We start from the raw sequence: 21,222 nt of genomic DNA on the forward strand, positions 1-21,222 counted from the left end.
CTAGGCAACCCAACAAGCGCCCAGGCGAGAACCGATATCTTGAGAGTGTACGCCCTACCGAGATGTGGAGGAATACAGCGAGCGCCGCATAAGCGTAGTAAAAAGTGCATTCCATCGGCCAGGTATGCCAGGATTACCGATTATCGTCGGCAGCGAGTGCTTGAATCTTTTAGGCACTTAATGATGGGTGTTCAGGAGTTTATCAATGCAGCTCGATATGTGGTTGATCTATTTCGTCAGTTGTGTGGGCTTGTCGCTGTCGCCTGGCCCCAATGGGCTGCTCGCCTTGACGCATGGGGTGCTTCACGGAAGTCGCAAGACGCTGTTCACTATTTCAGGCGGTGCGATAGGGTTTGTCATCGTGATAGCCCTCTGCATGTTTGGCATTGGGGCGCTGGTCAAGTCTTCCGTCATCTGGCTTTCCGTGCTCAAGTGGGTAGGGGGTGCCTATCTCATCTGGCTTGGTATTCAGGTATGGCGCTCACCGCCGATTTCCACGACAGCTGATGCTGACGAAAGGGTGACCAGCGGTTGGTCGCTTTTCCGCCAAGGGGCGCTTGCCTCGATAACAAACCCCAAAGTGCTGCTGTTCTTTAGCGCCTTCTTGCCGCAGTTTCTCGACCCGCAAAATAGCCTGGTGCATCAGTTTGTGATCATGGCCACGACCTTCGTGATGACGGAATTTTTGGCGGAATTCATCCTTGCAAGCGCCGCTAGCCGTATCCGGCACTGGTTAGAGCGTGCCGGGCGTGGGTTTAATCGCGTTTGTGGAGGTCTTTTCATGGCAATTGGCACAGCGCTGCCATTGCGGGCCTGAAGCGTCCATGGAATGAATCGTGATATCTGAAGAGTGGCTACTGCTGTTACTCGCAGACGTTATCCTGATACTCCACGTACTATTTGTAGCCTTCGTGGTATTTGGCCTGTTGGCTATTTACGCAGGGTACTTCCTGGCGTGGCAGTGGGTGCGTCATCGCGTTTTTCGTATCGTGCACTTATGCGCCATCGGTTACGTCGTGGGGCAAGCCTGGCTGGGAATGATCTGCCCGCTGACGACCTGGGAGATGTTGCTCAGAGCCGAGGCGGGGGCGGCCACCTATGCCGGGTCTTTTATTCAGCATTGGCTGCATAGCCTGCTTTACTACAGCGCCCCGGACTGGGTGTTTGGCATCGTTTACAGCGTATTTGGCGGCTTGGTGCTGACAAGCTGGTGGGTGGTCAAGCCGGATAAACGGATTCACTAGTATAGGGGTGTGTACTAGGCTTTGTGAAGCATGTCGCAATAAGGAGGCACACATGCGGCACCTTTACGTAATGCGTCACGCCAAGGCCAAGCAGCCCAGTGGCAACATGACCGACCACCAACGGCCGTTGCGTAAACGGGGAAAACGTCAGGCGACGGCAATGGCGCCTGTGCTACAGCGCTGGCAAGCATTGGAGGGGCAGGTTTACGTCAGCACGGCGGCGCGTACGCGGGAAACCCTCGACGACATCGCCGCGCAGTTGCCTGAAAGCGCACTCATCAATCAGCTTCACCTTGATGACGCTCTCTACACCTTCGATGGTGAAGAGCTGCTTGCATGGCTCAACGCACTGCCTGATGAGCTTGAAAAAGTGCTGGTCATTGGTCACAACCCGGCACTGGTTGATCTTGCCCGTTGGCTCGATGAGGCAACGCCGACTTCGCTGCCTACCGGCAGCGTGCTGCATTTCACTTTGCCCTTTACGCCCTGGTCAGCCATGGAACAGGGCTGTGCGGAGCTGGTGGGGCGGCTGACCCCGGAAGAGGCCAGCTATTCACTTTTCAAGCGTCTTGCCCCCAAGCCACCTGATCGCAAGGGCAGCACGTCTAAACAACTCCGAGCCATGCTCACGCACCAGTGCCGGATGGTCAGGGCCCTTGAGCCAGGGGTGATGGCGGGCGTTGATGCTGAATTTTTGCATCAGTACCGGGTTAACCTGCGTCGCAGCCGAGCCGTGGGGGAATCCATACGTTCCATTACCAAAGTGCCTGGCCTGAAAAAAATTCTCAAACGGCTCAAGCACCGTGCCCGGGCCACCAGTGACCTCCGCGACCTTGATGTGTTTCTGGAGGATATTGCCGATACGCCGCCGCCGCTTTCTTCCGCGACTTATCAGGGGTTGCAGCAATGGTTGCAGGATTGCCAGCGGGCAGGGCACCAAGCCCTTTGCGAGCAGTTAAGCGCGCCAGCCTACGCTGAGGAAATGCAAAACTGGCAGAGGTTTATCGCTTCCGATGACGTGAGTAAGGCGCTCGCCAAGCTGACACCCAAGCGCATCAAGGCGGTGCTCAATAAGCGCATTGCGCGTCACGATGAGGGTCTGGCAGCACTGTCTTCAGATAGCTCTGACACTGCTTTGCACGAACTTCGCAAGGGCGTGAAGCGCATCCGTTATCTGGCCGATCTGAATCCAAAGCGCTCCAAGCCCTTTCTGGCAGAATTGAAGCGCCGCCAGCGCCTGCTCGGTGACTTTCAGGATCTATGTACTCGGCAGGCCTGGCTGAGTGCCTTCAGCGAAAGTCCGGACAACGACTCTGAACAGAAGGAAGAGTGCGCGTCATGGGGCGCCTCGTTAGAGAAGTCGAAGCATGAACTGCGCAAGGAGGTGTTGGCGTTGTCGCCATTGGCCCGCTAAGCGACACCAATCTGGCGAAGATCACCAGGTGCGTTAAGCTAAAGCCGTGAGTTTCTACATGACGACGCAAGGGTTTCCATAATCAAGCACTTGAATCATAACGTTTTACAGTCGAATGCAAAAGGAGGCCTAGGATGGCTAAAAAACCTCAAGGAAGCGGCAGCTCGCCTTCTGACTCGAGCGGGCCACTTAACTCTGTTTCCTGTAGCACTGAGAAACTTTTGCTGGCCGCTCTGGAGCGTGGCGGTAGCTGCCTGGAAACGGGACGCTTTCTTATCAGTTACCACAAGGGAAGAGTCGAAGAGGGTATCAAGGCACTCAAGGCTCAGAACTTTCGGGTGGCTGATGCGCGCGACTTTACCGATCAGGCCGTCAGCCTGGAAGAGGCCGGAGATGCTGAGGCGATGGTGTTCCCGGCGTTGGGTGTCGCACTGGTTGGCGGTGGCGCCCTAGCACAGCACGGGATGAGTGTTTTCGATAAGATCGCAGCGGACAGCCCGATCGAAATTATTGAGCCCGAGTATTTTGCGTTTTCTGAAAGCTCTGATTCTAAAAAATCTGAGTACCTGCGGGGTTTTTTGCGGGCAACGAGTGCCATCGCGCGCGACCTCGGTGTTGATCTTGATAGTAACGAGCGCAATGAGTCACGCGAGGTGGACGAGCTTGAGGTGACTTGGGGGCTGAGCCAGTGCAAGGTGCCGCAAAGCCGTTGGAGTGGCGCTGGAATTAAAGTCGCCGTGCTGGATACCGGGGTGGATCTTGGACACCCGGATTTCTCTGGCAGGGAGTTCGTTACCCGCTCATTCGTCGGGGAGCCGGTTCAAGATATCAATGGGCACGGCACGCACTGTATCGGCACCGCCTGTGGTCCTCAGGAGCCCGGTGACAATATCCGGCGTTATGGGATCGCGTTCGATGCCCAGGTACATGTCGGCAAGGTGCTGACCAACTCGGGCAGCAGCACCGGAGCGGGCGTACTTGCAGGCTTGAACTGGGCGATTGCCCAGCGCTGCGAAGTGATCTCGATGTCCCTCGGCAGCCAGAGCCCGGTACAGGCCGCCTACACTCATGCGGGTGAGGCGGCACTGCGTAATGGGTGCCTGGTCATCGCCGCCGCGGGCAATGCCTCTGCACGCACCGGTGCGCCCGCCAATTCGCCTAGCGTCATGTCCGTGGCGTCACTCGATGAGAACCTGATGCCTTCCCGTTTTTCCAATCATGGCAAAATCGAGATTGCCGCGCCCGGGCGGGATATCTTTTCTTCCTGGCCACGGCCGAGTCGCCATAAAACGATCAGTGGCACCAGCATGGCGGCGCCTCATGTAGCAGGCTGCGCGGCGCTCTGGGCGCAGTCTGACTCGTCATTGCGCGGGATGAAGCTGTGGCAACAGTTGGTGGCGTCGGTGCAAACGCTGCCATCGCGTGAATCCCGCATTGGTGCCGGATTGGTACAAGCGCCCTAAGAGAGGATGATCGATGCCGAAGATAGCGCTATGGATAATTACGATTTCTAACGATCAATCGATCAATGACATCGCCGCACGCCTTAGTGAGGAGGGGTTGACCGTTAAGGAGATTCTCGAAGAGGTCGGGTGTATTACCGGGTCGGCAGATGAGGTCGCGGCTGAGCGGCTAAAAAGGGTAAAAGGGGTGGTGGATATTGCCCCTGATATGCAGATCGATGTGGGGCCGCCGGGCTCTGAAGAGACGTGGTAAGACAGCTGGCTATTAGCCAATACGGAGTGAAAAGGGGGGGGGTGGGTTTGAGCGAGTCATTACAAGCGCTGCTAGTCGAATTAGAACAATTTGGGCAGGAAAACGATGCTGCAATCGCCGAGCGCCCACAGCGAATGCTGAATATCACCCGTGATACCGGGGAGTTTCTGTTGGTGCTTACCCAGGCAACCAATGCTCAGCGTGTGCTTGAGATTGGCACGTCCAACGGGTATTCCACCTTGTGGCTGGCTCAGGCGGCGCAAAAGATTGGCGGGCACGTTACAACTATTGAGCAATCTGACTTCAAGCTTGAACTCGCCGCCAAGAACTTTGAACTTTCTGGCCTCTCTGCGTTTATCACCCAGCTGCGTGGGGAAGCAGGCGGCCTGATCGGCGCCCTGCATGACGAAAGCTATGACCTTATTTTTCTGGATTCCAAACGTTCGGCGTATGTGGCTTGGTGGCCTACCCTTAAACATTTACTACGCAGGGGCGGGCTTCTTGTCGTTGACAACGCCACGTCCCACGCCGATGAAATGGACTCTTTTATGACGTTGGTATCGGCAGATGCTGATGTCACTACCTGCACAGTACCCGTCGGGAATGGGCAGTTCCTGGCTACGCTCAGTCACTAAGCGCAGAGGGAAGCATGCATGTTTGACTACACATTATTTCACTGGATGACATTCCTATCTGCGGCTTTATTGCTTAATTTGTCGCCAGGGCCAGATATTGCTTACATTTTGGGGCAAACGTTACGTAGCGGACGACAACATGGTGTTGCCGCCATGTTCGGGGTTTGGACAGGCGCGGCGCTGCATGTGGTGATGGCTGCCGTTGGCCTTTCTGCTATTTTGGCCACCTCCGCATTGGCATTTTCGATTGTTAAATGGGCAGGTGCTGCTTATTTGATATGGCTGGGCGCTAAAATGCTGCTCTCACGGGGCGATCAATTTATTGCAGCGGAAAAGAAGGATAGCAAAGCTCTCTCATCTGTTTATCGGCAAGGGGTGATGGTGTCAGCGCTAAACCCCAAAGTGGCCTTATTCTTCCTGGCGTTTTTGCCGCAGTTTATCGTCGAGGGCGCTGGGACTGCCCAAGTGCAGCTTTTATTGCATGGCAGCTTGATTATTGTGGTGGCAGCTGTCGTAGAACCCCCTTTGGTGCTAGCTGGAGCTAAGCTGGGTGCGTTTCTGAAAAGCAAACCACGCGTTGGTTTATGGATGGATAGAAGTCTGGGAGCGCTGTTTGTGGCGTTAGGTGCACGACTCGCCGCTAGTGCTAAATAGCTTCAAAAGGTGCGGATATCCTGGGTTTGCGATCACCGCACCTATTAATCTTGGCTGTTTACTTGAAAATAGCTCCCTTGGAGATCTAGGCCGGTTCGGATATCGGAGTGGTCTCTAGCGACATCTGTAGTTTATCGACCAGCGCTTCAACCTTGCCTATCGCCTCGGCCACAGAGTTTGCCATTAGCTCACCGCCCGCTTCCTGCCCCTCAATGGCGATGTAGTGGAGTCGGGTAATGCCAATAAAGCCAAGCGCTGTGGCGAGGTTTGGCTCGAGGTGGTTCATATGCGCCATTTCTCCACCAGGGTCAAAGCCTATACCGCCTCTAGCGCTTAGAATGATGGCATGCCTTGGCCGATCCGTGAGCTTTGGGATGGGAGGGGCAATGGGATTGGTAGCATCGAGATCCACTGTACGACCAAGCCTTATCACTTGATCGATCCACGCCTTGAGGGCGGCTGGCATGCCAAAGTTATAGAGCGGCGCGCCAATCACCACAATATCAGCAGCAATTAATTCATCCACCAATAGGTCGCTTTCTGCCAACGCTTCCTGCATCCAGGGTTCTCGCTGGTCTTCAGGCGTAAACGCTGACGCGATCCAATCGTGGCTGATAAAGGACGGCGGGTTTTGACCAATATCGCGATAAGTTAGCGTGTCATGGGGGCGACCTGATTGCCATTGACTGACAAACCGTTGGGTGAGGTGGCGGCTATGGGAGCCGTGCTTATCAGTTCCCGCAATACCGGGGCGGGCGCTGGCATCTATCTGCAGAATATGTGCCATGATTGGTCTCCTAATCTGAACTGAACTCATCTATGATTAACAACAGAGTCAGCGTAGGCCTTGCTTGTAGAGGCGAACAAACGATCTTTTCTTGCCGTTATAGGTGATTAAAATTCATTCATGAGCTATCGACGTTTACCCTCACTTTCGGCACTCCGCGCTTTTGAGGCTGCTGCCCGTCATGAAAGTGCCAAGCAGGCGGCACAGGAGTTGTCAGTGACGGCCACTGCCATTAGTCACCAGGTCCGTGGGCTTGAAGAAACACTCGGCATTACCTTGTTTGTGCGTAAACCACGCCAGTTGGAACTGACTTCCCAGGGCCGGGAGCTGCTGCAGGTGTTGGAAGGTGCGTTTGACAGCATCAGTCACGCGGTCGAGCGGCTAAGCGCTGTGCCCGTTCGCCAGACCATTACGCTTTCCACGACGCCTGCGGTCGCGGTGCGCTGGTTGCTGCCATGGGTTTGCCTACTGCGTGACTCGCATCCCGACATTGATCTGCGCATTCATGCTTCTCACGAGCCGGTAGCGTTGGATGGGGTAACGGCAGATATTGCCATTCGTTATGGTGATGGTCGCTGGCCAGGGTTAGCGGCGGAAAAATTATTTGATAACACCTTCATCCCGACCTGCAGTCCACGCCTTGGTCTGCACGAGGTGGCGCATTTACCGTTGCACCCATTGATTCACTTCAGTAGTCAGGGGGCCATTTCTTCGCCGCTTGATTGGGCAGCGTGGCAAAAAGAGGCAAAGGTGCCCGGACTGGACGTTAGTGCCGGTCTGGTGTTTTCTGACGAAACCCATGCTATTTCAGCTGCCGTGGGTGAACAGGGCGTTGCGCTGATGAGTCGCCAGTTGATTAAGGATGAATTGGAGGAAGGGCGCCTGGTGCAACCTTTCGGCCCGGCATTTGAAGGCAAGCCGTTTTTTCTGGTTTACCCGGAAAGCCGCCGGGATGATCCGACGATTCTGGCTATACGGGAGTGGGTGAAGTCGGTGCCGGGTGGGCTTTGTGCGCCATCGCCCTGACGTTTGGATATGAAGAGCTACCAGACTGGATCAACAGGAGTGAAAAGGTGGAAGCAATCAGAGCTATCATCGCCTCCGAGTTTTCGGAATTCAACGATTTAGGCGAACTCATCGTTGTGGTGATCCGACTACTATTGGCAGCTGTTCTCGGTGGCCTGCTGGGGCTCGAGCGAGAGCAGCGAGGCAAGGCGGCCGGTATACGGACCCACATGCTTGTCTGCATGGGCGCTGCTTTATTCATTTTTATTCCTGAGCAGACGGGTATTTCTGATGCAGAGATGAGTCGTGTCATTCAGGGTGTCATTGCAGGCATCGGTTTTCTGTGTGCAGGCACCATCATTACCCGCAAAGACGAACAAGGCACGTCAGGACTCACCACGGCGGCCGGTATTTGGCTGACGGCGGCCATTGGGATAGCCGTTGGTCTGGGGCGTGAGCAAACAGCCGTTTTATGTACGCTGCTGGCCTGGATGGTGCTTTACGTGGTGCCTTTCTTTTCGCGCCCCATCAGCAAGAAAAAAGCGTCACACTTAGGGGATGATGAAGATGATTCTGATGTTTGAGGGCACCAAATGACCATTGCCCCATTAGCTGCCAAGTCGATAAGGCGTTAGCTTTACTGAACTGTTGTTTTATTACTCCTACTATTGGTTTTCTTCTTACTATAACGCTTTCTCGGCTTGCCTGAGCGCTTCGCCGGGCCACTGGCTACGCCTTGTGCCGTTTGCAGGCTCTGCCTGAGTTTCCCTGCATCGCTATGGTTGAGCAGGCCACGCAAGTCATCCAGTAACGCCTGCTGAAAGGTGTTGGCGTCGTCCTGCAGTTCGGCGATGGCGCGCAGTCGCTGTTCCCAGAGTGCGGTGCGTTCGGGGGTGCTGACCGCTTCAGGCAGGGCGGCGATCAGGGCGCTGCCGAGCTTGGTGGCGCGCAGGGCCTTTTGCTGGCGTACCAGATAGCCGCGCTGGACCAACGTTTCGATAATACCGGCGCGGGTGGCTTCGGTGCCCAGGCCGTCGGTGTCGCGCAGGGTGCGGCGCACGGCAGGGTCGTCCACGTAGCGGCCGATGTTCATCATTGCCTTGATCAGGCTGGCATCGGTGAAGGGTTCCGGCGGGCGGGTTTCCTTCTCCTCAACGCCTGCCCCCAGCGCCTGGCAGGCTTCTCCTTGGGTGAGCGGCGGCAGCGGCGGGCTTTCATCGCGGGTGGTGAACAGCGGTTTCCAGCCGGGGTCGAGGATGCTCTGGCCGCGAGCGTGGAAGGCCTCATCAAGCAGCGTAAACTCGGCCTTGACCTCAAAGGTGCGCAGGGGACGATAAAACTGGGCCATGACGTTGCGTACGATCAGTCGGAACACATGGCCTTCGGTGGCGGAGAGCTGGCTAAAGTCGGCCGGTTTGCCGCTGGGGGCGATTGCGTGGTGGGCGCCTACCTGCTTGTCATTCCAGGCCTTGGAACGTAGCGAGAAGTCCGCGCCTTTCAGCCACTGTTGAAGCGCATCGTCGTTCTGGCAGGCGCCGCTCAGGCTACGCTGGGCTAGCGGAAGGTGCTCTTCGGGCAGGTAGCGGCAGTCGGAGCGCGGGTAGGTAATTAGCTTGTGCTGCTCGTATAGCCGCTGGCAAATATCCAGCACCACCTGTGCGGAAAGCCCGTGACGGCGGGCGGCATCGACCTGAAGGGCAGACAGCGAGTAGGGCAGCGGCGGTGCCTGGCGTTTCTCCTGCTGGTCGAGCTTTGTCAGTTGACCTGAGGCGCCGGGTAGCTGCCCTGCCAACGCATCGGCGGGTTGGCGGTCGATCAAGCGCCCCTGATCATCGAGCGGCTGGTGTTCCTTGGGCACCCACCAGGCGCGCAGCTGGCCCTTAGCGACCTTGAGATCCACCCATAGGTGATAAAACGGGTGGGGCACAAAATCACGAATGGCGTTATCGCGGCGCACGATCAAGCCCAGTACCGGGGTTTGCACACGGCCCACGGAAAGCACGCCGTCGTGGCCCGCCTGGCGGCCGGTGAGGGTCCAGGCGCGGGTCAGGTTGATACCGTACAGCCAGTCAGCACGAGCCCGGGCCTGGGCCGCCTGGAACAGGGGCTGATACTCGGCATTGGGTCGCAGGCTGGCAAGCGCGCGGCTGACGGCGGGCCTGTTGAGGTCGCTGATCAGCAGCCGTTGTACCGGGCCGCGGTACTTCATGTAGTCGATCACTTCCTGTACCAGCAACTGACCTTCACGGTCCGGGTCACCGGCATGAACAACCTCGTTGGCCTGTTTGATCAGCTTGCGAATCACCGCCAGTTGGCCTCGGGCTTTTGAGCGCGGCATCAGTTTCCACTGCTGCGGCACAATGGGCAGCCGGTCCAGCCGCCACTGTTTATCGGCGGGGTCGTAGGCTTCCGGTGCCGCCTGTTCCAGCAGGTGGCCCAGGCACCAGGTCACCGTGGTATCGCCGCAACTGATCGCGCCTTCCTGGCGCCTGGCACTTCCGGGGAGCGCCTCGGCAATCGCTCGGGCAAGGCTGGGTTTTTCGGCGATAATCAAGCGCATACGGGAGATGCCTTAAATTGTGTAACGTAGGAATATGGTAACAGACACCGTATGCCGGTGAGCATAGCGAAAGGTTGTCTGAAAAATGACATGTGGCGATTATTCGTATAGCTTTTGTATAATTTAACCGGATTGCGTAAGCTGCATGTCATATGGTCAACGAGGCGACTTAAATGCGAGATCGCGGAAGAACACGACGTTTGATGGGGTTGGGTGCTCGCACCGGCGGAGCGCTGCTCAAGACACGCTTGGGTGGCCAGGCAGACTGGCGGTCCCTGGGCGAGGCACTATTCGAGGGTCTCTCCGAGCTGAAGGGCCCGGCCATGAAGCTGGCGCAAATCATGTCCCAGTGGGATGACCTGCTGCCGCCGGATCTTGCCGAGGAGCTGGCGCGCCTGCAACGCCAGGCGGAACCAATGCCCTGGCCGCGCATCCGCGAGGCGCTGGTGATGCAGTACGGCGATATTGAACAGCATTTCCAGGCAATTGAGGAGCGCCCCTTTGCCAGCGCTTCCATGGGGCAGGTGCACAAGGCGGTCACCCATGCTGGCGAGACGGTGGTGCTAAAGGTGCAATACCCTGGGTTAGCGGATGTACTGGAAAGTGATCTCAAGCAGGTCAGGCGTATCATGAGCCTTGGCCGCTGGTTCAAGGTTCCCCAGGCGCGGCTGGATGCGCTGTTTGAAGAGCTGGCGGCGGGGCTGCGCGATGAGCTCGACTATCGTGCTGAGGCCGACGCGATGGCGCGCTACCGCGAGCGTTATCAGCAAGACGCGCGCCTGGTCATTCCTGAGCCGCTGTTTGATCTATCCGGCCAGCACGTGCTCGCCATGCGCTTTGTCGACGGCACGCCGCTACGTGAGCTGGATAGCGCCGACGATGATACTCGTCAGAAAGTCGCGTCGGCCCTGGCGGACTGGATCACTGAAGAGTTGTTCACCTATGGCGAGCTGCACGCTGACCCGCACGCGGGTAACTTTGCGGCCGATGACCAAGGTCGACTGGTGATTTACGATTTCGGCGCCGTGATTCCGGTGCCCGAGGCTCGCCTGAAAGCAATGATGCAGCTCCTCGATGCGACCCTTGCCCATGACCCGATGGCGATGGATGAAGCGCTGATGCAAATGGGCGGCCGCCAGGGGCAGGGGGCTCCCTTGTCGCTTTACCGCGAATCCGCTGAGTGTGTGGCGCCGCTGTTTAGCCCCGGTGAACAGGACTTCAGCGATGTGCGTGTCCATCGCCGCCTGCGCGAACTGACGCCCAAGGTATGGGCGGCCATGGACCGCCTGCAGCCCCCCGCCGATACGCTGCTGCTTTCCCGTGCCCTGAATGGCCATTATTGGAACCTGGTGCGCTTGCGGGCACGGCTCGATATGCACTCGCGGACGGCACCCCTGCTTGAATGGGTCCGAGCGGCTTAATCCAGACGCTTCATCCAGAACACCATCGTTTTGTGGCTCTCTTCATTTTCGCCGATGTCTTTCCAGGCGAAAGTGGTGGTGAGTTCCGGGTGACGTTGGTACCCCTGGGCATTCCAGAAGCCGTGCAGCGGACGATAGTTGGATGGCTTGAGCGGGTGGTCGGCGGGGCGCTCGACAGCGCAGAAGGCGGCAATATCAAATCCCTTCAGCTTGGCATGCGCCTCGCGCTCGGCCATGAAGCGTTTGCCAATGCCGCGGCCACGGTAAGCGTGAAGCAGCACCGACTCGCCGTAATAAAACACGCTCGCGGGGGTAATGCCATTAGCCTCGAACGGGCGGCGGAACTCGTCGACTTCATCGGCCAGGGGCTGTCCGGTGGCGGCACCCACCAGTGAGTCGCCGTCGAAGGCCAGAACGAAGAGGCTGTCTGGATTATCCGCGTAGCGACCCAGGTAATCCGCTTCGTAGCTTAAGTCGCCATCGTACAGATAGGGGTAATCACGAAATACCTCGATGCGCAGGCGTGCCAGTGCCTGGACATGAGGCGTTATTTCGGCCCCCTGGCAGGTGGTCAGTGTTAGCGTGTCCATTGGTTTGCTCTCCTGATAAAGCGTTGCTTGGCTGGGTATAAGGGCTGCCCGCGCAGCCCTTGGCGATCTTGCCAATCCTCTCTGCGTGCCCCCAATGGTCATGCTAGACTATGTCGCTTTTCAATAGGGTCTTTTATAAGTGGAGACGGCAATGCTGGCGGTATGGGTCGATCAGCTGCTGGGATTTGCCTCCGGGGCACTCTCGGCAATCAGGCAGGATGAACACTATCCCGATTTTATGACCTGGGTGCGTGCCGAGGGGGCGGAATATTTTAATGGTGATCTGGCGACGGCCCAGGCGCTTGCCCCTATTTTATGGTCGCAAACGCCACTGGAACGGCTGGATTTTGCCTGCGAGCCCCTGGCCACGCCCGGTCGCAACGAACCCTGTTGGTGCGATTCAGGGCACAAGTACAAGCAGTGCTGCGCGCAGGTCGAATTCCCCACTGAAATCCCCGAGCAGATGATGTGGATGCTTTCACTGCGCGAGTGGAAGGGCGCGACCCTGAAAGCCGCGCTGGAGAGCCAGCGCGCGCTGCCCCAGGCACTGCTCGAGGCCGGGTTGATCGCCGCCGAAAGCGGCCAGAGCGGCCGTGCCATGCAGATTCTTGAATCGCTGTTCGATGGCAGCGACTGGTCGCGGCTGCCTGAGCAGGCAGAGCCCGCGTTCGAAATTCTGCTGGATATTTACCAGGAGCGCGGTTTTACCCGCAAGCGTGCCGACCTGCTGGATGAAGTATTGGAACGCGGGCCGCTGTTCCTGCGCGGGGTGGCACTTGAACGGCTATGCCTGACGCACCTGGACAACGATGACCTTGACAGTGCCCGAGCAGCCTTTGTCAAAGCCCAGCAGGCATTGCCTGACTCGCCGACGCTGGCGTATATCGAAGCCATGCTGTTGTTGCATGAAGGGCACGAGCGTGAAGCCAAGGAGCGCGCCAATTTCTGGTATCGCCGCTTGGTCCGGCAGGGCGATCTTGACGACGATCAGTTGGACTTCCTGGCGGCGCTGGCCGACAACCCCGGTGCGACCCTGGCGGATCAATTGCTCAGCGCTGAGGAAGACCTGGCAACGCCGTTGATTTCATTGCAGGCGCTGCTCGCCGCGCTGCCCACTGCGCCGAAGATCGACATCACTCCAAATCCTGATACCGGGCATCTGGAGTACCACGTCAGCGCACGCGAAGCGACGCTTTTCGCCGCCTGGCACGAGCAGTTTCAGGTCATGGTGGATGACGACGTAGCGCTGGGGTTCCGAGGCGAACCCTGGGGCAACGCGGTGGAGTGGATGTCGGCATTGTGCGCCCATCCCGAGTGGCTGGATGCGCCGCAAGTGGTGCAGGACCTGACGCTGGCCCTCACCAGCCGTTTTGGCAGTTTGCCGTGGATGGCGCCCAGTCTGCTCGCTCCGCTTGCCAAGCGTCTTTCGCGCTGGCTGACCCAGGCGCGCGCTGAGGGCGAAGGTAGCCTGCGCTGGGACGATGCCAATAACGCCATCCTGTTGCGCATTGGTCTGGCCCTGGTGGTGGGCATGGAGCGTGGCGCGCGTCAGCATTCACGCGAACTGGCTGAAGAACTCCTGGCGATCGACCAAGAGGACAGCCTGGGTCTGAGCGAACTGGTGCTGGACCAGCTGCTGCGCGACGACCGTAATGAAGAGGCGCTGGCGCTTACCGAACAAGCCAGCAGCGATAGCTCGTTGGAACTTGGGTTGCTGATGGGTCGCACGCTGGCGCTATACCGCCTTGGCCATCACGAGGCCGCAGAACGTTCGCTCAAGGAGGTGGTCGCCCATAATCGCCATACGCTGGATATGATTTGCGCTGAAAACCCGCGCCCGGTCATGCCGCACCCCGATGGTCAGGTTGACCCCGGCTCACGCGCCGAGGCCTGGCAGTACCGCACGCTAATGCGCGATCAGTGGCGGACAACCCAGGGGGCGCTGGACTGGCTCGATGCCCATCGTCCCGGGAGTCGGTAAGTGTTAATGGGTGCCAGCAACGGGGGCGGGAACGAGCTGCTTGTCGCGATTTATCCAGATGGCCAGCAAAATGGCGGGCAGGCCGAGCAGGGTGGCCAGCACAAAAAAGCTGGCATAGCCCTGACCAGTTACCACGAGCCCGCCAAAGCCACTGAGAAACTTGCCGGGTAGCGTCATCAACGAAGAGAACAGCGCGTACTGGGTGGCGGTATAGGCGCGGGACGTCAGGCTGGAGAGAAAGGCGATGAATACCGCGCTGGCCAGGCCGTTGGCGAGGTTGTCGCCGGTGATGGTGAGTACCAGCATGGGCAGTTGATCGCCGATCAGCGCCAGGGCCGCAAACAGCAGGTTGGTGACCATGACAATGCCCGCCCCAAAGATCAGCAGCGGTCCAATGCCGTAGCGCGCCACCAGCAGCCCGCCGAGAATCCCCCCCGCAATACTCATCACGATACCGAATACATTGGTCACGTTGGCGATGGTCTCCAGCGAAAACCCCAAGTCGATGTAGAGCGGGTTGGCCATCGAGGCCATGGCCAGATCGCTGATGCGAAACACGCCGATAAACACCAACAGCCACAGCGCCTTGATCCCATAGCGGCGGAAAAAGTCGGTGAACGGGCAGACGATGGCGCCAATCACCCAGGCGCCCATTCTGCGCAGTATTTTGGGCTGGCCACGGCTGGCTCGAATAAAGGCCCGCACCTTGGGTTCGTGAATCAACTGCACCGTCAACGAGGCGCGCTTGGGTTCCGGCCGCAGCAGCACCGTTATCACGCCGATGCCGACCAGTGCCGCCATGGTCAGATACGCCACCTGCCAGGACACCGCCGAGGCGATATACAGCGCCAATGCACCGGCGGCGATCAACCCGCCGCGATAGCCAATGATATAGGTGGACGCCATGGCGGCTTGCACATCGTCGTCGGCGGATTCAATCCGAAACGCATCGATGGCGATATCCTGGGTGGCGGAACCGAAGGCCACCAGCAGTGCGAAGGCCGCGACCCAGCCCAGATTGCCTACGGGGTCGAGCCCTGCGAGGCCGACGAGCCCGCCGGCGATCATGGCCTGGGCGAGCAGCATCCAGCCGCGTCGCTGGCCGAAATGGCGGGTGAGTACCGGCAGCGCCAGACGGTCGACCACCGGTGCCCAGAAGAACTTGATCGAGTAGAGCATACCTACCCAGGCGAAAAAGCCAATCGCCGCGACCTCGACGCCGTCGCTACGCAGCCAGGCGGAAAGCGTCGAGAACACCAGCAAGAAGGGCAGTCCGGCGGAAAACCCCAAAAACAGCATGGTAATGACCGGGGCGCGCAGATAAATCGCCAGGGCAGCGCGCCAACTGCGCTGGGGCATAGGGGTGGGCATGAAATGCGACTCCTGGGGTAAGACGGTGACAGCGGCCTGATGGTAAGCTGTGCCTACGCTTGGACACACGGCCAACAGCTTACCGGAGAGGAGTTTTGTATGTCGATTTCGACACATCAGGTGGTTACCTTGCACTATCGTTTGCATGACGTGTTGAATGATGGCGGCGAGCAACTGCTGGATGATTCCGAGGCGCGGGACAAGCCGCTCGAATATTTGCATGGCCATGACAATATCCTACCCGGGCTTGAGCGTGCCCTGGAAAGCCAGCCTGTCGGTGCCGAGCTCAGTGTAACGCTGGCCCCGGCAGACGCCTACGGCGTTTATAACGAGTCGTTGGTACAAACGGTCAGCCGTGGCTCTTTCGGTAATACTCAGCTTGAGGTGGGCAGTCGTTTTCAAACCGAAGGAGAAGCCGGGCCGCAGATCGTGACCGTGCTCGGCCTGGACGGGGACAACGTCAGTATCGATACCAACCACCCGCTGGCAGGCCATACGTTGCGTTACCAGGTCAGAGTCCTCACCACCCGTGAGGCAACGAGAGCGGAACTGGCCAAAGGTCATCCGTTGCCGCCGGATACCGATCACAACAATGTGGAAGACCGCAAGGTACTTTAGAAGGTACTTTAAAAGGTGCTTTAAACCGTTGATTGGCAAGCCAGCGCTGACTAGTCTACAGTTTGCTGCTTGAACGTGGGGGCGAAAACACAGGAGATACCGCCAGATGCAACTTGCCTTATTGATGGGATTTTTGCTGGCGGCGGTAGCCCCGCTGCTGCATCGCTGGTTCGGTGAGCACACGGCACGCGTCATGGCGGCATATCCTGCGCTGATGGCCGTCTGGTTGCTCGGGCTTGCCCCGGAGATACTGGCGGGCGAGCCGCTGTTGCTGGAGTGGGCCTGGGTGCCGGGGCTAGATATCAGCCTGACCTTTTTCATCGACGGCCTGGCCTGGCTGTTCGCGATGCTGATCACGGTGATCGGTGCCCTGGTACTGGTCTATGCGGGTGAGTACCTGCGCGGCCATCGCGATCTTGCCCGTTTCCTGGTGGTTATCACCGCCTTCATGATGTCGATGCTGGGCCTGGTGCTGGCCGACAACCTGGTGACGCTGTTTGTCTTCTGGGAGCTCACCAGCATCACCTCCTACCTGCTGATCGGTTTCAACCATACCGACCCGGAGGCCAGAAAGTCGGCGTTGCAGGGGCTCTTTGTCACCGTAGGCGGAGGGCTGGCGCTGCTTGCCGGTTTCGTCATGCTGGGAGTGGCCGGCGATAGCTGGTCACTCGTTGAGCTCAACAACCAGGGAGACGCACTGCGCGAGCACGCTCTCTATGCGCCGCTGCTGATCTGCGTGCTGATCGGTGCCTTTACCAAGTCGGCTCAATTCCCGTTTCATTTCTGGTTGCCCAACGCCATGGCCGCGCCTACGCCGGTCTCCGCCTATCTGCACTCGGCGACCATGGTCAAGGCGGGCGTCTACCTGCTGGCGCGCCTGCACCCTGCGCTGGGCGGCACCGAGCCTTGGGTGATCACCCTGTCGCTGGTGGGTGCCCTGACCATGGCGACCGGGGCTTTCCTGGCCATTCAGCACACCAACATCAAGAAGCTGCTGGCCTATTCCACGGTGATGGCGCTGGGCACCCTGACCATGCTGCTGGGCATCGGCACCGAGGGTGCCCTGACCGCCTTCGTGGTCTTTCTGCTCGCTCACTCTCTTTATAAAGGTGCGCTGTTCATGGTCGCCGGTATCCTCGATCACGAGACCGGCACCAAGGACGTCACCGCCATGGGCGGCTTGCGCGGCCTGATGCCGCGCACCGCCGTGATCGCCGCGGTAGCCGCGGTGTCCCTGGCCGGGCTGCCGCCGTTGCTGGGATTTCTGGGCAAGGAACTGATGTTCAAGGCGGTGCTTGGGGCCGACGCCTGGCGCTGGTTGATTCTGCTGTTGGCTTTCACGGCGGCCTTTTTGACGCTGGCGGTGGCGGCCGTCGTGGTGCTGCGGCCCTTTTTCGGGCAGCGTCGCACGACACCCAACTCTCCCCATGACCCACCCCCGGATATGCTGTTGGGGCCTGCGCTGCTGGCTGGGTTGTCGCTGGTTTTCGGCCTGGCGCCGGGCCTGCTGGATGGTCTGGTATCGGTGACTGCCTCGGGGATCGGCACCGGTGAGGTGTCGGCGCAGCTGACGCTCTGGTACGGCGTCAATCTGCCTTTGGTGCTGTCGCTGGTGAGCCTCGTGCTGGGTATTCTGGTATTCCGCCATTGGGACCGGGTGCGCGCCGCTCTGGCAAGGCTGGAACCGCTTATGGCCCGTGGCCCTGAGGCTGGCTATGAGGCCATGATGCGCGGTCTGGTGACGGTCGCCGAATGGCAGACGCGGATGCTGCAGAACGGCTACATCCGCAACTACCTGGTGATGACCCTGCTGGTATTGCTGGGTCTGGTGGGGCATGCGCTGTTCTTCCGGCACTCGCCGAGCTTTCCCTTCTCGGTGGACGCCTATTTCCATGAGGTAGTGACGGCGGGGCTGATGGTGGCCGGGGCGGTGACAGCTTGCGTGATGCGTTCGCGCCTGGCCGCGGTGGCCGCGGTGGGTATCATGGGCTTCTCCATCGCGCTGACCTTCGTGCTGTTCAGCGCGCCGGACCTGGCCATTACCCAATTGCTGGTGGAGACCCTGACGGTGATCCTGCTGGTTCTGGTGCTATTTCGCCTGCCGCGTTTCGCCACGCTTTCCACGACGGCGGAGCGCCTGCGTGACCTGGTGGTGGCCTGCTTGATGGGCACCATGGTCACCCTGCTGATGCTCTCGGTGCTGGGCGGCGAGCGGCTGCCGAGGATTTCCGACTATATGGTCGAGAACAGTCAGCCGTTGGGCCATGGCCATAACATCGTCAACGTCATCCTGGTCGATTTCCGGGCACTGGATACCCTGGGAGAGATGTTCGTGTTGGCCCTGGCAGCCATAGGGGTCTATGCCATGATGCGCTTCCATGCCGATGAGTACGAGGTCAAGTCTGCGACCCCGACGGAGAGATACGATGATTAAACCGGGAACGCTGATCCTCACTGTCGCCGCGCGGCTGTTGATGCCGCTGCAGCTGCTGTTCTCGGTGTTTCTGCTGCTGCGTGGCCATGACGAGCCGGGCGGGGGGTTCATCGCTGGCCTGGTGGCGGCGGGGGCCTTTGCCCTTTACCTTTTCGCCTTCGGGCGACGGGCCATGCACGCCATCCTCAAGGTTTCTCCCCGGGACCTGGTCGGCATGGGCCTGCTGTTCGGGGTGCTCTCGACGTTGCCTGCCTGGTGGGTCGGCGACCCTTTCTTTACGGCTCAATGGTGGACCATCCCGATCATCGACTTCAAGGCCTCGACGCCGCTGATCTTTGACATTGGCGTCTATCTGGTGGTGCTGGGGTCGGTGCTCACGGCCATTACCGCGCTAATCAAGAACGACCACGAGGATGAACCCGACCCGGAGGAGACCACATGGAACCCTTGATGGCCGTGACCATCGGCATCTTGTTTGCTGCCGCCATCTACATGATGCTGCGCCGCTCCATCGTCAAGCTGGTAATCGGCCTGATGTTGCTCTCCAACGCCGCCAACCTGTTGATCTTTGTCACCGCAGGGCTGACCCGCGGTGCACCGCCATTGGTGCCCGAGGGAATGACCGCTCCCGCGGGGGTGGTCGCCGATCCGCTGCCTCAGGCCCTGGTGCTCACTGCTATCGTCATCGCCTTCGGCGTGCTGTCCTTTGCGGTGGTACTGGTGCGGCGTGCCTGGGAGATCGTTCGCGCCGATGACCTCGACAAGATGAAGGATACCGACACGTGATGCCCCAGATTGCACTACCTATTCTGATCCCGCTGTTTGCCGGGGCCGTTTCGCTGGTGTTCTGGCGTTCCCGGGGCATGCAACGCTTCGTCGCCGTGGCGGGGACCGGTAGCCTGTTGGTTACTGCCTGCTGGTTGCTCGCCACGGTGAACCGCGACGGCATTCTAGTGATGCATATGGGCAACTGGCAGGCACCCTTCGGCATCAGTCTGGTGGCCGACCTGCTGGGGGCCATCATGGTGGTGCTAACCGGCATCATCGGCTTTGCCGTTGCGCTTTACTCGCTGGCCACTGCCGGCCGAGGGCATGAGAAGTTTGGCTATTTCCCGCTGATGCATCTGCTGTTGGCCGGGGTGGCCGGGGCCTTCCTCACTGGCGACATCTTCAATCTCTACGTCTGGTTCGAAGTGATGCTGGTGGCTTCCTTCGCGCTGCTGATCCTCGGCAGCGAGAAGGCGCAGATGGAGGGCGCGATCAAGTACGTGACCCTGAATCTGGTGTCCTCGGTGATCTTCCTGGTAGCCGTGGGCTTGCTCTACGGTATGGTCGGCACCCTCAATATGGCCGACATCGCCCGACGCCTGGGTGCCCTGGAAGATACCGGCATGGTCGATGTCCTGGCGATGATGTTCATGGTCGCCTTCGGCATCAAAGCGGCGGCTTTTCCCCTGTTCTTCTGGCTGCCAGCTTCCTATCATACCCCTCCGGTAGCCGTCTCGGCATTGTTCGCCGGGCTGCTCACCAAGGTGGGGGTCTACGCCCTGTATCGGGTGTTTACGCTGATCTTCAACCAGAGCCCTGGCTATACCCATGAGATTCTGCTGTGGGGGGCGGGGCTGACCATGCTCTCGGGGGTGCTGGGCGCGGCGGCTCAGTTCGAGTTCCGGCGCATCCTGTCGTTCCACATCGTCAGCCAGATCGGCTACATGATCCTGGGCCTTGCGCTGTTCACGCCTCTGGCGATCATCGGCGGGGTCTTCTACATCATGCACCACATCATCGTGAAGACGAATCTCTTCTTGGTCAGCGGCATCGTACGTCGCCTGCGCGGGACTTACCAGCTCAAGCAGTTGGGCGGGCTGTATCGCAGCCACCCCTGGCTGGCCGTTCTGTTTTTGATTCCGGCCCTGTCGCTGGCGGGCATGCCGCCGCTGTCCGGCTTCTTCGCTAAATTCATCGTGATTCGTGCGGGGGTTGAGGCCGAAGCCTGGGGCGTGACCTTCATTGCCTTGCTGGTGGGTTTGCTAACCCTTTATTCGATGATCAAGATTTGGGCCGAGGTGTTCTGGAAGTCTCCCCCGGAGGACGGTGACGTCGATCCCTACCCGGCAATTGGCCAGCGCGAGATGTGGCTGATGACCACGCCCGTGGTGGGGCTGGCACTGTGCACTGTGTTCATCGGTCTCAACGCCGAGCCGATCTACTCCCTGGCCGAGGCTTCGGCGACCGAATTGCTCGACCCGTCTCGCTACATTGAGGCGGTACTGGGTCAAGACCGGGAGGTGATTCCATGATCGGTGCTGCCTGGAATCTGATGCTGGGTTTCGCCTGGGTGGTGCTCACCGGCGATTTCAGCGGACGCAACTTGCTCGCCGGTCTGCTGTTTGGCTACCTGGTGCTGGCGTTGATTCAGCCCCATGTACCGGCTCTGGACGGCCATGCACAACGCCTGCCGCGGCTCATACGGTTTATCGGCTTCTTCCTCAAGGAACTGGTGCTGGCCAACTTCAAGGTGGCCTTCGATATCATCACGCCCCCCTGGTACATGAAACCGGGTGTGATCGCCATGCCGCTCAAGGCGAGCAACGACTTCGAGATTGCCTTCGTCGCCAACCTCATCTCGTTGACGCCGGGCACCTTGAGCCTGGACGTTTCCGACGATCGCCGGGTGCTTTATATCCATGCCATGTTCCTCGACGACGAGGACGAGCTGCGCCGAGGGCTAGCTGAGCTCGAGCGCCGTGCTCTGGAGCTGTTCCATTGAGAATGCCATTGATAGGAGGGGA

21 protein-coding genes are annotated in these 21,222 nt (G+C 59.2%); 17 read left to right on the forward strand and 4 right to left on the reverse strand.

Annotated elements, in window-relative coordinates:
• Window positions 1–205 precede the first annotated feature (205 nt).
• The 7 genes from NH395_RS01770 to NH395_RS01800 all read left to right on the forward strand — a co-directional run bounded on the left by NH395_RS01770 (window position 206) and on the right by NH395_RS01800 (window position 5,663).
• Complete coding sequence (locus NH395_RS01770) at window positions 206–817, forward strand: LysE family transporter (protein ID WP_253021968.1); 612 nt, start codon at window positions 206–208, stop codon at window positions 815–817.
• Window positions 818–836: 19 nt separating this feature from the next.
• A complete protein-coding gene (locus NH395_RS01775) occupies window positions 837–1,244 on the forward strand; it encodes a DUF2784 domain-containing protein (RefSeq protein WP_366064930.1) in 408 nt (135 codons plus the stop codon).
• 52 nt (window positions 1,245–1,296) lie between these two features.
• On the forward strand, window positions 1,297–2,658 hold the full coding sequence (locus NH395_RS01780; RefSeq protein WP_253021970.1) for a CHAD domain-containing protein: 1,362 nt from the start codon (window positions 1,297–1,299) through the stop codon (window positions 2,656–2,658).
• A gap of 134 nt (window positions 2,659–2,792) precedes the next feature.
• Window positions 2,793–4,121 (forward strand): S8 family serine peptidase, encoded by a 1,329-nt coding sequence (locus NH395_RS01785; RefSeq protein WP_253021972.1) that lies wholly within the window; start codon window positions 2,793–2,795, stop codon window positions 4,119–4,121.
• Between the two features lie 13 nt (window positions 4,122–4,134).
• Window positions 4,135–4,374, forward strand: a complete 240-nt coding sequence (locus NH395_RS01790) for a hypothetical protein (protein ID WP_253021974.1) — start codon at window positions 4,135–4,137, stop codon at window positions 4,372–4,374.
• 47 nt (window positions 4,375–4,421) lie between these two features.
• Entirely contained in the window at window positions 4,422–5,009 is a 588-nt protein-coding gene (locus NH395_RS01795; RefSeq protein WP_253021976.1) for a class I SAM-dependent methyltransferase, read from the forward strand.
• An 18-nt stretch (window positions 5,010–5,027) separates the two neighbouring features.
• Window positions 5,028–5,663, forward strand: a complete 636-nt coding sequence (locus tag NH395_RS01800) for a LysE family translocator (RefSeq protein ID WP_253021978.1) — start codon at window positions 5,028–5,030, stop codon at window positions 5,661–5,663.
• A gap of 85 nt (window positions 5,664–5,748) precedes the next feature.
• Here NH395_RS01800 and NH395_RS01805 read toward each other — a convergent pair whose 3' ends face one another.
• Window positions 5,749–6,450, reverse strand: coding sequence for an NAD(P)H-dependent oxidoreductase (locus NH395_RS01805; RefSeq protein WP_253021980.1), 702 nt, complete (start codon window positions 6,448–6,450; stop codon window positions 5,749–5,751).
• A 120-nt stretch (window positions 6,451–6,570) separates the two neighbouring features.
• Here NH395_RS01805 and NH395_RS01810 point away from each other — a divergent pair, with 120 nt between their 5' ends.
• Complete coding sequence (locus tag NH395_RS01810; protein WP_253021982.1) at window positions 6,571–7,476, forward strand: LysR substrate-binding domain-containing protein; 906 nt, start codon at window positions 6,571–6,573, stop codon at window positions 7,474–7,476.
• Between the two features lie 47 nt (window positions 7,477–7,523).
• Window positions 7,524–8,039 (forward strand): MgtC/SapB family protein, encoded by a 516-nt coding sequence (locus NH395_RS01815; RefSeq protein ID WP_253021984.1) that lies wholly within the window; start codon window positions 7,524–7,526, stop codon window positions 8,037–8,039.
• 53 nt (window positions 8,040–8,092) lie between these two features.
• Here NH395_RS01815 and NH395_RS01820 read toward each other — a convergent pair whose 3' ends face one another.
• On the reverse strand, window positions 8,093–10,015 hold the full coding sequence (locus tag NH395_RS01820; RefSeq protein WP_253021986.1) for a DNA topoisomerase III: 1,923 nt from the start codon (window positions 10,013–10,015) through the stop codon (window positions 8,093–8,095).
• A gap of 173 nt (window positions 10,016–10,188) precedes the next feature.
• Between NH395_RS01820 and NH395_RS01825 the strand changes: the two genes are divergently transcribed.
• Window positions 10,189–11,436 carry an AarF/ABC1/UbiB kinase family protein gene (locus NH395_RS01825; RefSeq protein ID WP_253021988.1) on the forward strand — a complete coding sequence of 416 codons (1,248 nt, stop codon included), beginning with the start codon at window positions 10,189–10,191 and terminating at the stop codon, window positions 11,434–11,436.
• Here NH395_RS01825 and NH395_RS01830 read toward each other — a convergent pair.
• Window positions 11,433–12,026 carry a GNAT family N-acetyltransferase gene (locus NH395_RS01830; protein ID WP_092830767.1) on the reverse strand — a complete coding sequence of 198 codons (594 nt, stop codon included), beginning with the start codon at window positions 12,024–12,026 and terminating at the stop codon, window positions 11,433–11,435. The two genes, NH395_RS01825 and NH395_RS01830, sit on opposite strands and share 4 nt — an antisense overlap.
• Before the next feature lie 151 nt (window positions 12,027–12,177).
• Here NH395_RS01830 and NH395_RS01835 point away from each other — a divergent pair, with 151 nt between their 5' ends.
• Window positions 12,178–14,007: an SEC-C metal-binding domain-containing protein gene (locus NH395_RS01835; protein ID WP_253021990.1), complete on the forward strand. Its 1,830-nt coding sequence runs from the start codon at window positions 12,178–12,180 to the stop codon at window positions 14,005–14,007.
• A 3-nt stretch (window positions 14,008–14,010) separates the two neighbouring features.
• Here NH395_RS01835 and NH395_RS01840 read toward each other — a convergent pair whose 3' ends face one another.
• Window positions 14,011–15,378: an AmpG family muropeptide MFS transporter gene (locus NH395_RS01840; RefSeq protein WP_253021992.1), complete on the reverse strand. Its 1,368-nt coding sequence runs from the start codon at window positions 15,376–15,378 to the stop codon at window positions 14,011–14,013.
• A 99-nt stretch (window positions 15,379–15,477) separates the two neighbouring features.
• Between NH395_RS01840 and NH395_RS01845 the strand changes: the two genes are divergently transcribed.
• From NH395_RS01845 to NH395_RS01870, 6 genes are all read left to right on the forward strand, one after another.
• Window positions 15,478–15,996 (forward strand): peptidylprolyl isomerase, encoded by a 519-nt coding sequence (locus NH395_RS01845; RefSeq protein WP_253021994.1) that lies wholly within the window; start codon window positions 15,478–15,480, stop codon window positions 15,994–15,996.
• A 106-nt stretch (window positions 15,997–16,102) separates the two neighbouring features.
• Window positions 16,103–18,430 carry a putative monovalent cation/H+ antiporter subunit A gene (locus NH395_RS01850; protein ID WP_253021996.1) on the forward strand — a complete coding sequence of 776 codons (2,328 nt, stop codon included), beginning with the start codon at window positions 16,103–16,105 and terminating at the stop codon, window positions 18,428–18,430.
• Window positions 18,423–18,881, forward strand: a complete 459-nt coding sequence (locus tag NH395_RS01855; protein WP_253021998.1) for a Na+/H+ antiporter subunit B — start codon at window positions 18,423–18,425, stop codon at window positions 18,879–18,881. The genes NH395_RS01850 and NH395_RS01855 overlap by 8 nt, the downstream gene beginning before the upstream one ends.
• A complete protein-coding gene (locus tag NH395_RS01860; protein WP_253022000.1) occupies window positions 18,869–19,216 on the forward strand; it encodes a Na+/H+ antiporter subunit C in 348 nt (115 codons plus the stop codon). Before NH395_RS01855 ends, NH395_RS01860 begins: the two co-directional genes overlap by 13 nt.
• Complete coding sequence (locus NH395_RS01865) at window positions 19,213–20,730, forward strand: Na+/H+ antiporter subunit D (protein ID WP_253022002.1); 1,518 nt, start codon at window positions 19,213–19,215, stop codon at window positions 20,728–20,730. The genes NH395_RS01860 and NH395_RS01865 overlap by 4 nt, the downstream gene beginning before the upstream one ends.
• Window positions 20,727–21,200: a Na+/H+ antiporter subunit E gene (locus NH395_RS01870; protein ID WP_066320233.1), complete on the forward strand. Its 474-nt coding sequence runs from the start codon at window positions 20,727–20,729 to the stop codon at window positions 21,198–21,200. Before NH395_RS01865 ends, NH395_RS01870 begins: the two co-directional genes overlap by 4 nt.
• Window positions 21,201–21,222: the final 22 nt, after the last annotated feature.

Source organism: Halomonas sp. Mc5H-6 (assembly GCF_024124705.1).
GTDB lineage: Bacteria > Pseudomonadota > Gammaproteobacteria > Pseudomonadales > Halomonadaceae > Vreelandella > Vreelandella subterranea.

Bases quoted from the DNA above. Each gene is read 5' to 3' on its own strand.
- NH395_RS01770 (WP_253021968.1), top strand. From the start codon at position 206: ATGCAGCTCGATATGTGGTTGATCTATTTCGTCAGTTGTGTGGGCTTG.
- NH395_RS01780 (WP_253021970.1), top strand. From the start codon at position 1,297: ATGCGGCACCTTTACGTAATGCGTCACGCCAAGGCCAAGCAGCCCAGT.
- NH395_RS01785 (WP_253021972.1), top strand. From the start codon at position 2,793: ATGGCTAAAAAACCTCAAGGAAGCGGCAGCTCGCCTTCTGACTCGAGC.
- NH395_RS01790 (WP_253021974.1), top strand. From the start codon at position 4,135: ATGCCGAAGATAGCGCTATGGATAATTACGATTTCTAACGATCAATCG.
- NH395_RS01800 (WP_253021978.1), top strand. From the start codon at position 5,028: ATGTTTGACTACACATTATTTCACTGGATGACATTCCTATCTGCGGCT.
- NH395_RS01805 (WP_253021980.1), bottom strand. From the start codon at position 6,450: ATGGCACATATTCTGCAGATAGATGCCAGCGCCCGCCCCGGTATTGCG.
- NH395_RS01810 (WP_253021982.1), top strand. From the start codon at position 6,571: ATGAGCTATCGACGTTTACCCTCACTTTCGGCACTCCGCGCTTTTGAG.
- NH395_RS01820 (WP_253021986.1), bottom strand. From the start codon at position 10,015: ATGCGCTTGATTATCGCCGAAAAACCCAGCCTTGCCCGAGCGATTGCC.
- NH395_RS01825 (WP_253021988.1), top strand. From the start codon at position 10,189: ATGCGAGATCGCGGAAGAACACGACGTTTGATGGGGTTGGGTGCTCGC.
- NH395_RS01830 (WP_092830767.1), bottom strand. From the start codon at position 12,026: ATGGACACGCTAACACTGACCACCTGCCAGGGGGCCGAAATAACGCCT.
- NH395_RS01835 (WP_253021990.1), top strand. From the start codon at position 12,178: ATGCTGGCGGTATGGGTCGATCAGCTGCTGGGATTTGCCTCCGGGGCA.
- NH395_RS01840 (WP_253021992.1), bottom strand. From the start codon at position 15,378: ATGCCCACCCCTATGCCCCAGCGCAGTTGGCGCGCTGCCCTGGCGATT.
- NH395_RS01845 (WP_253021994.1), top strand. From the start codon at position 15,478: ATGTCGATTTCGACACATCAGGTGGTTACCTTGCACTATCGTTTGCAT.
- NH395_RS01850 (WP_253021996.1), top strand. From the start codon at position 16,103: ATGCAACTTGCCTTATTGATGGGATTTTTGCTGGCGGCGGTAGCCCCG.
- NH395_RS01855 (WP_253021998.1), top strand. From the start codon at position 18,423: ATGATTAAACCGGGAACGCTGATCCTCACTGTCGCCGCGCGGCTGTTG.
- NH395_RS01860 (WP_253022000.1), top strand. From the start codon at position 18,869: ATGGAACCCTTGATGGCCGTGACCATCGGCATCTTGTTTGCTGCCGCC.
- NH395_RS01870 (WP_066320233.1), top strand. From the start codon at position 20,727: ATGATCGGTGCTGCCTGGAATCTGATGCTGGGTTTCGCCTGGGTGGTG.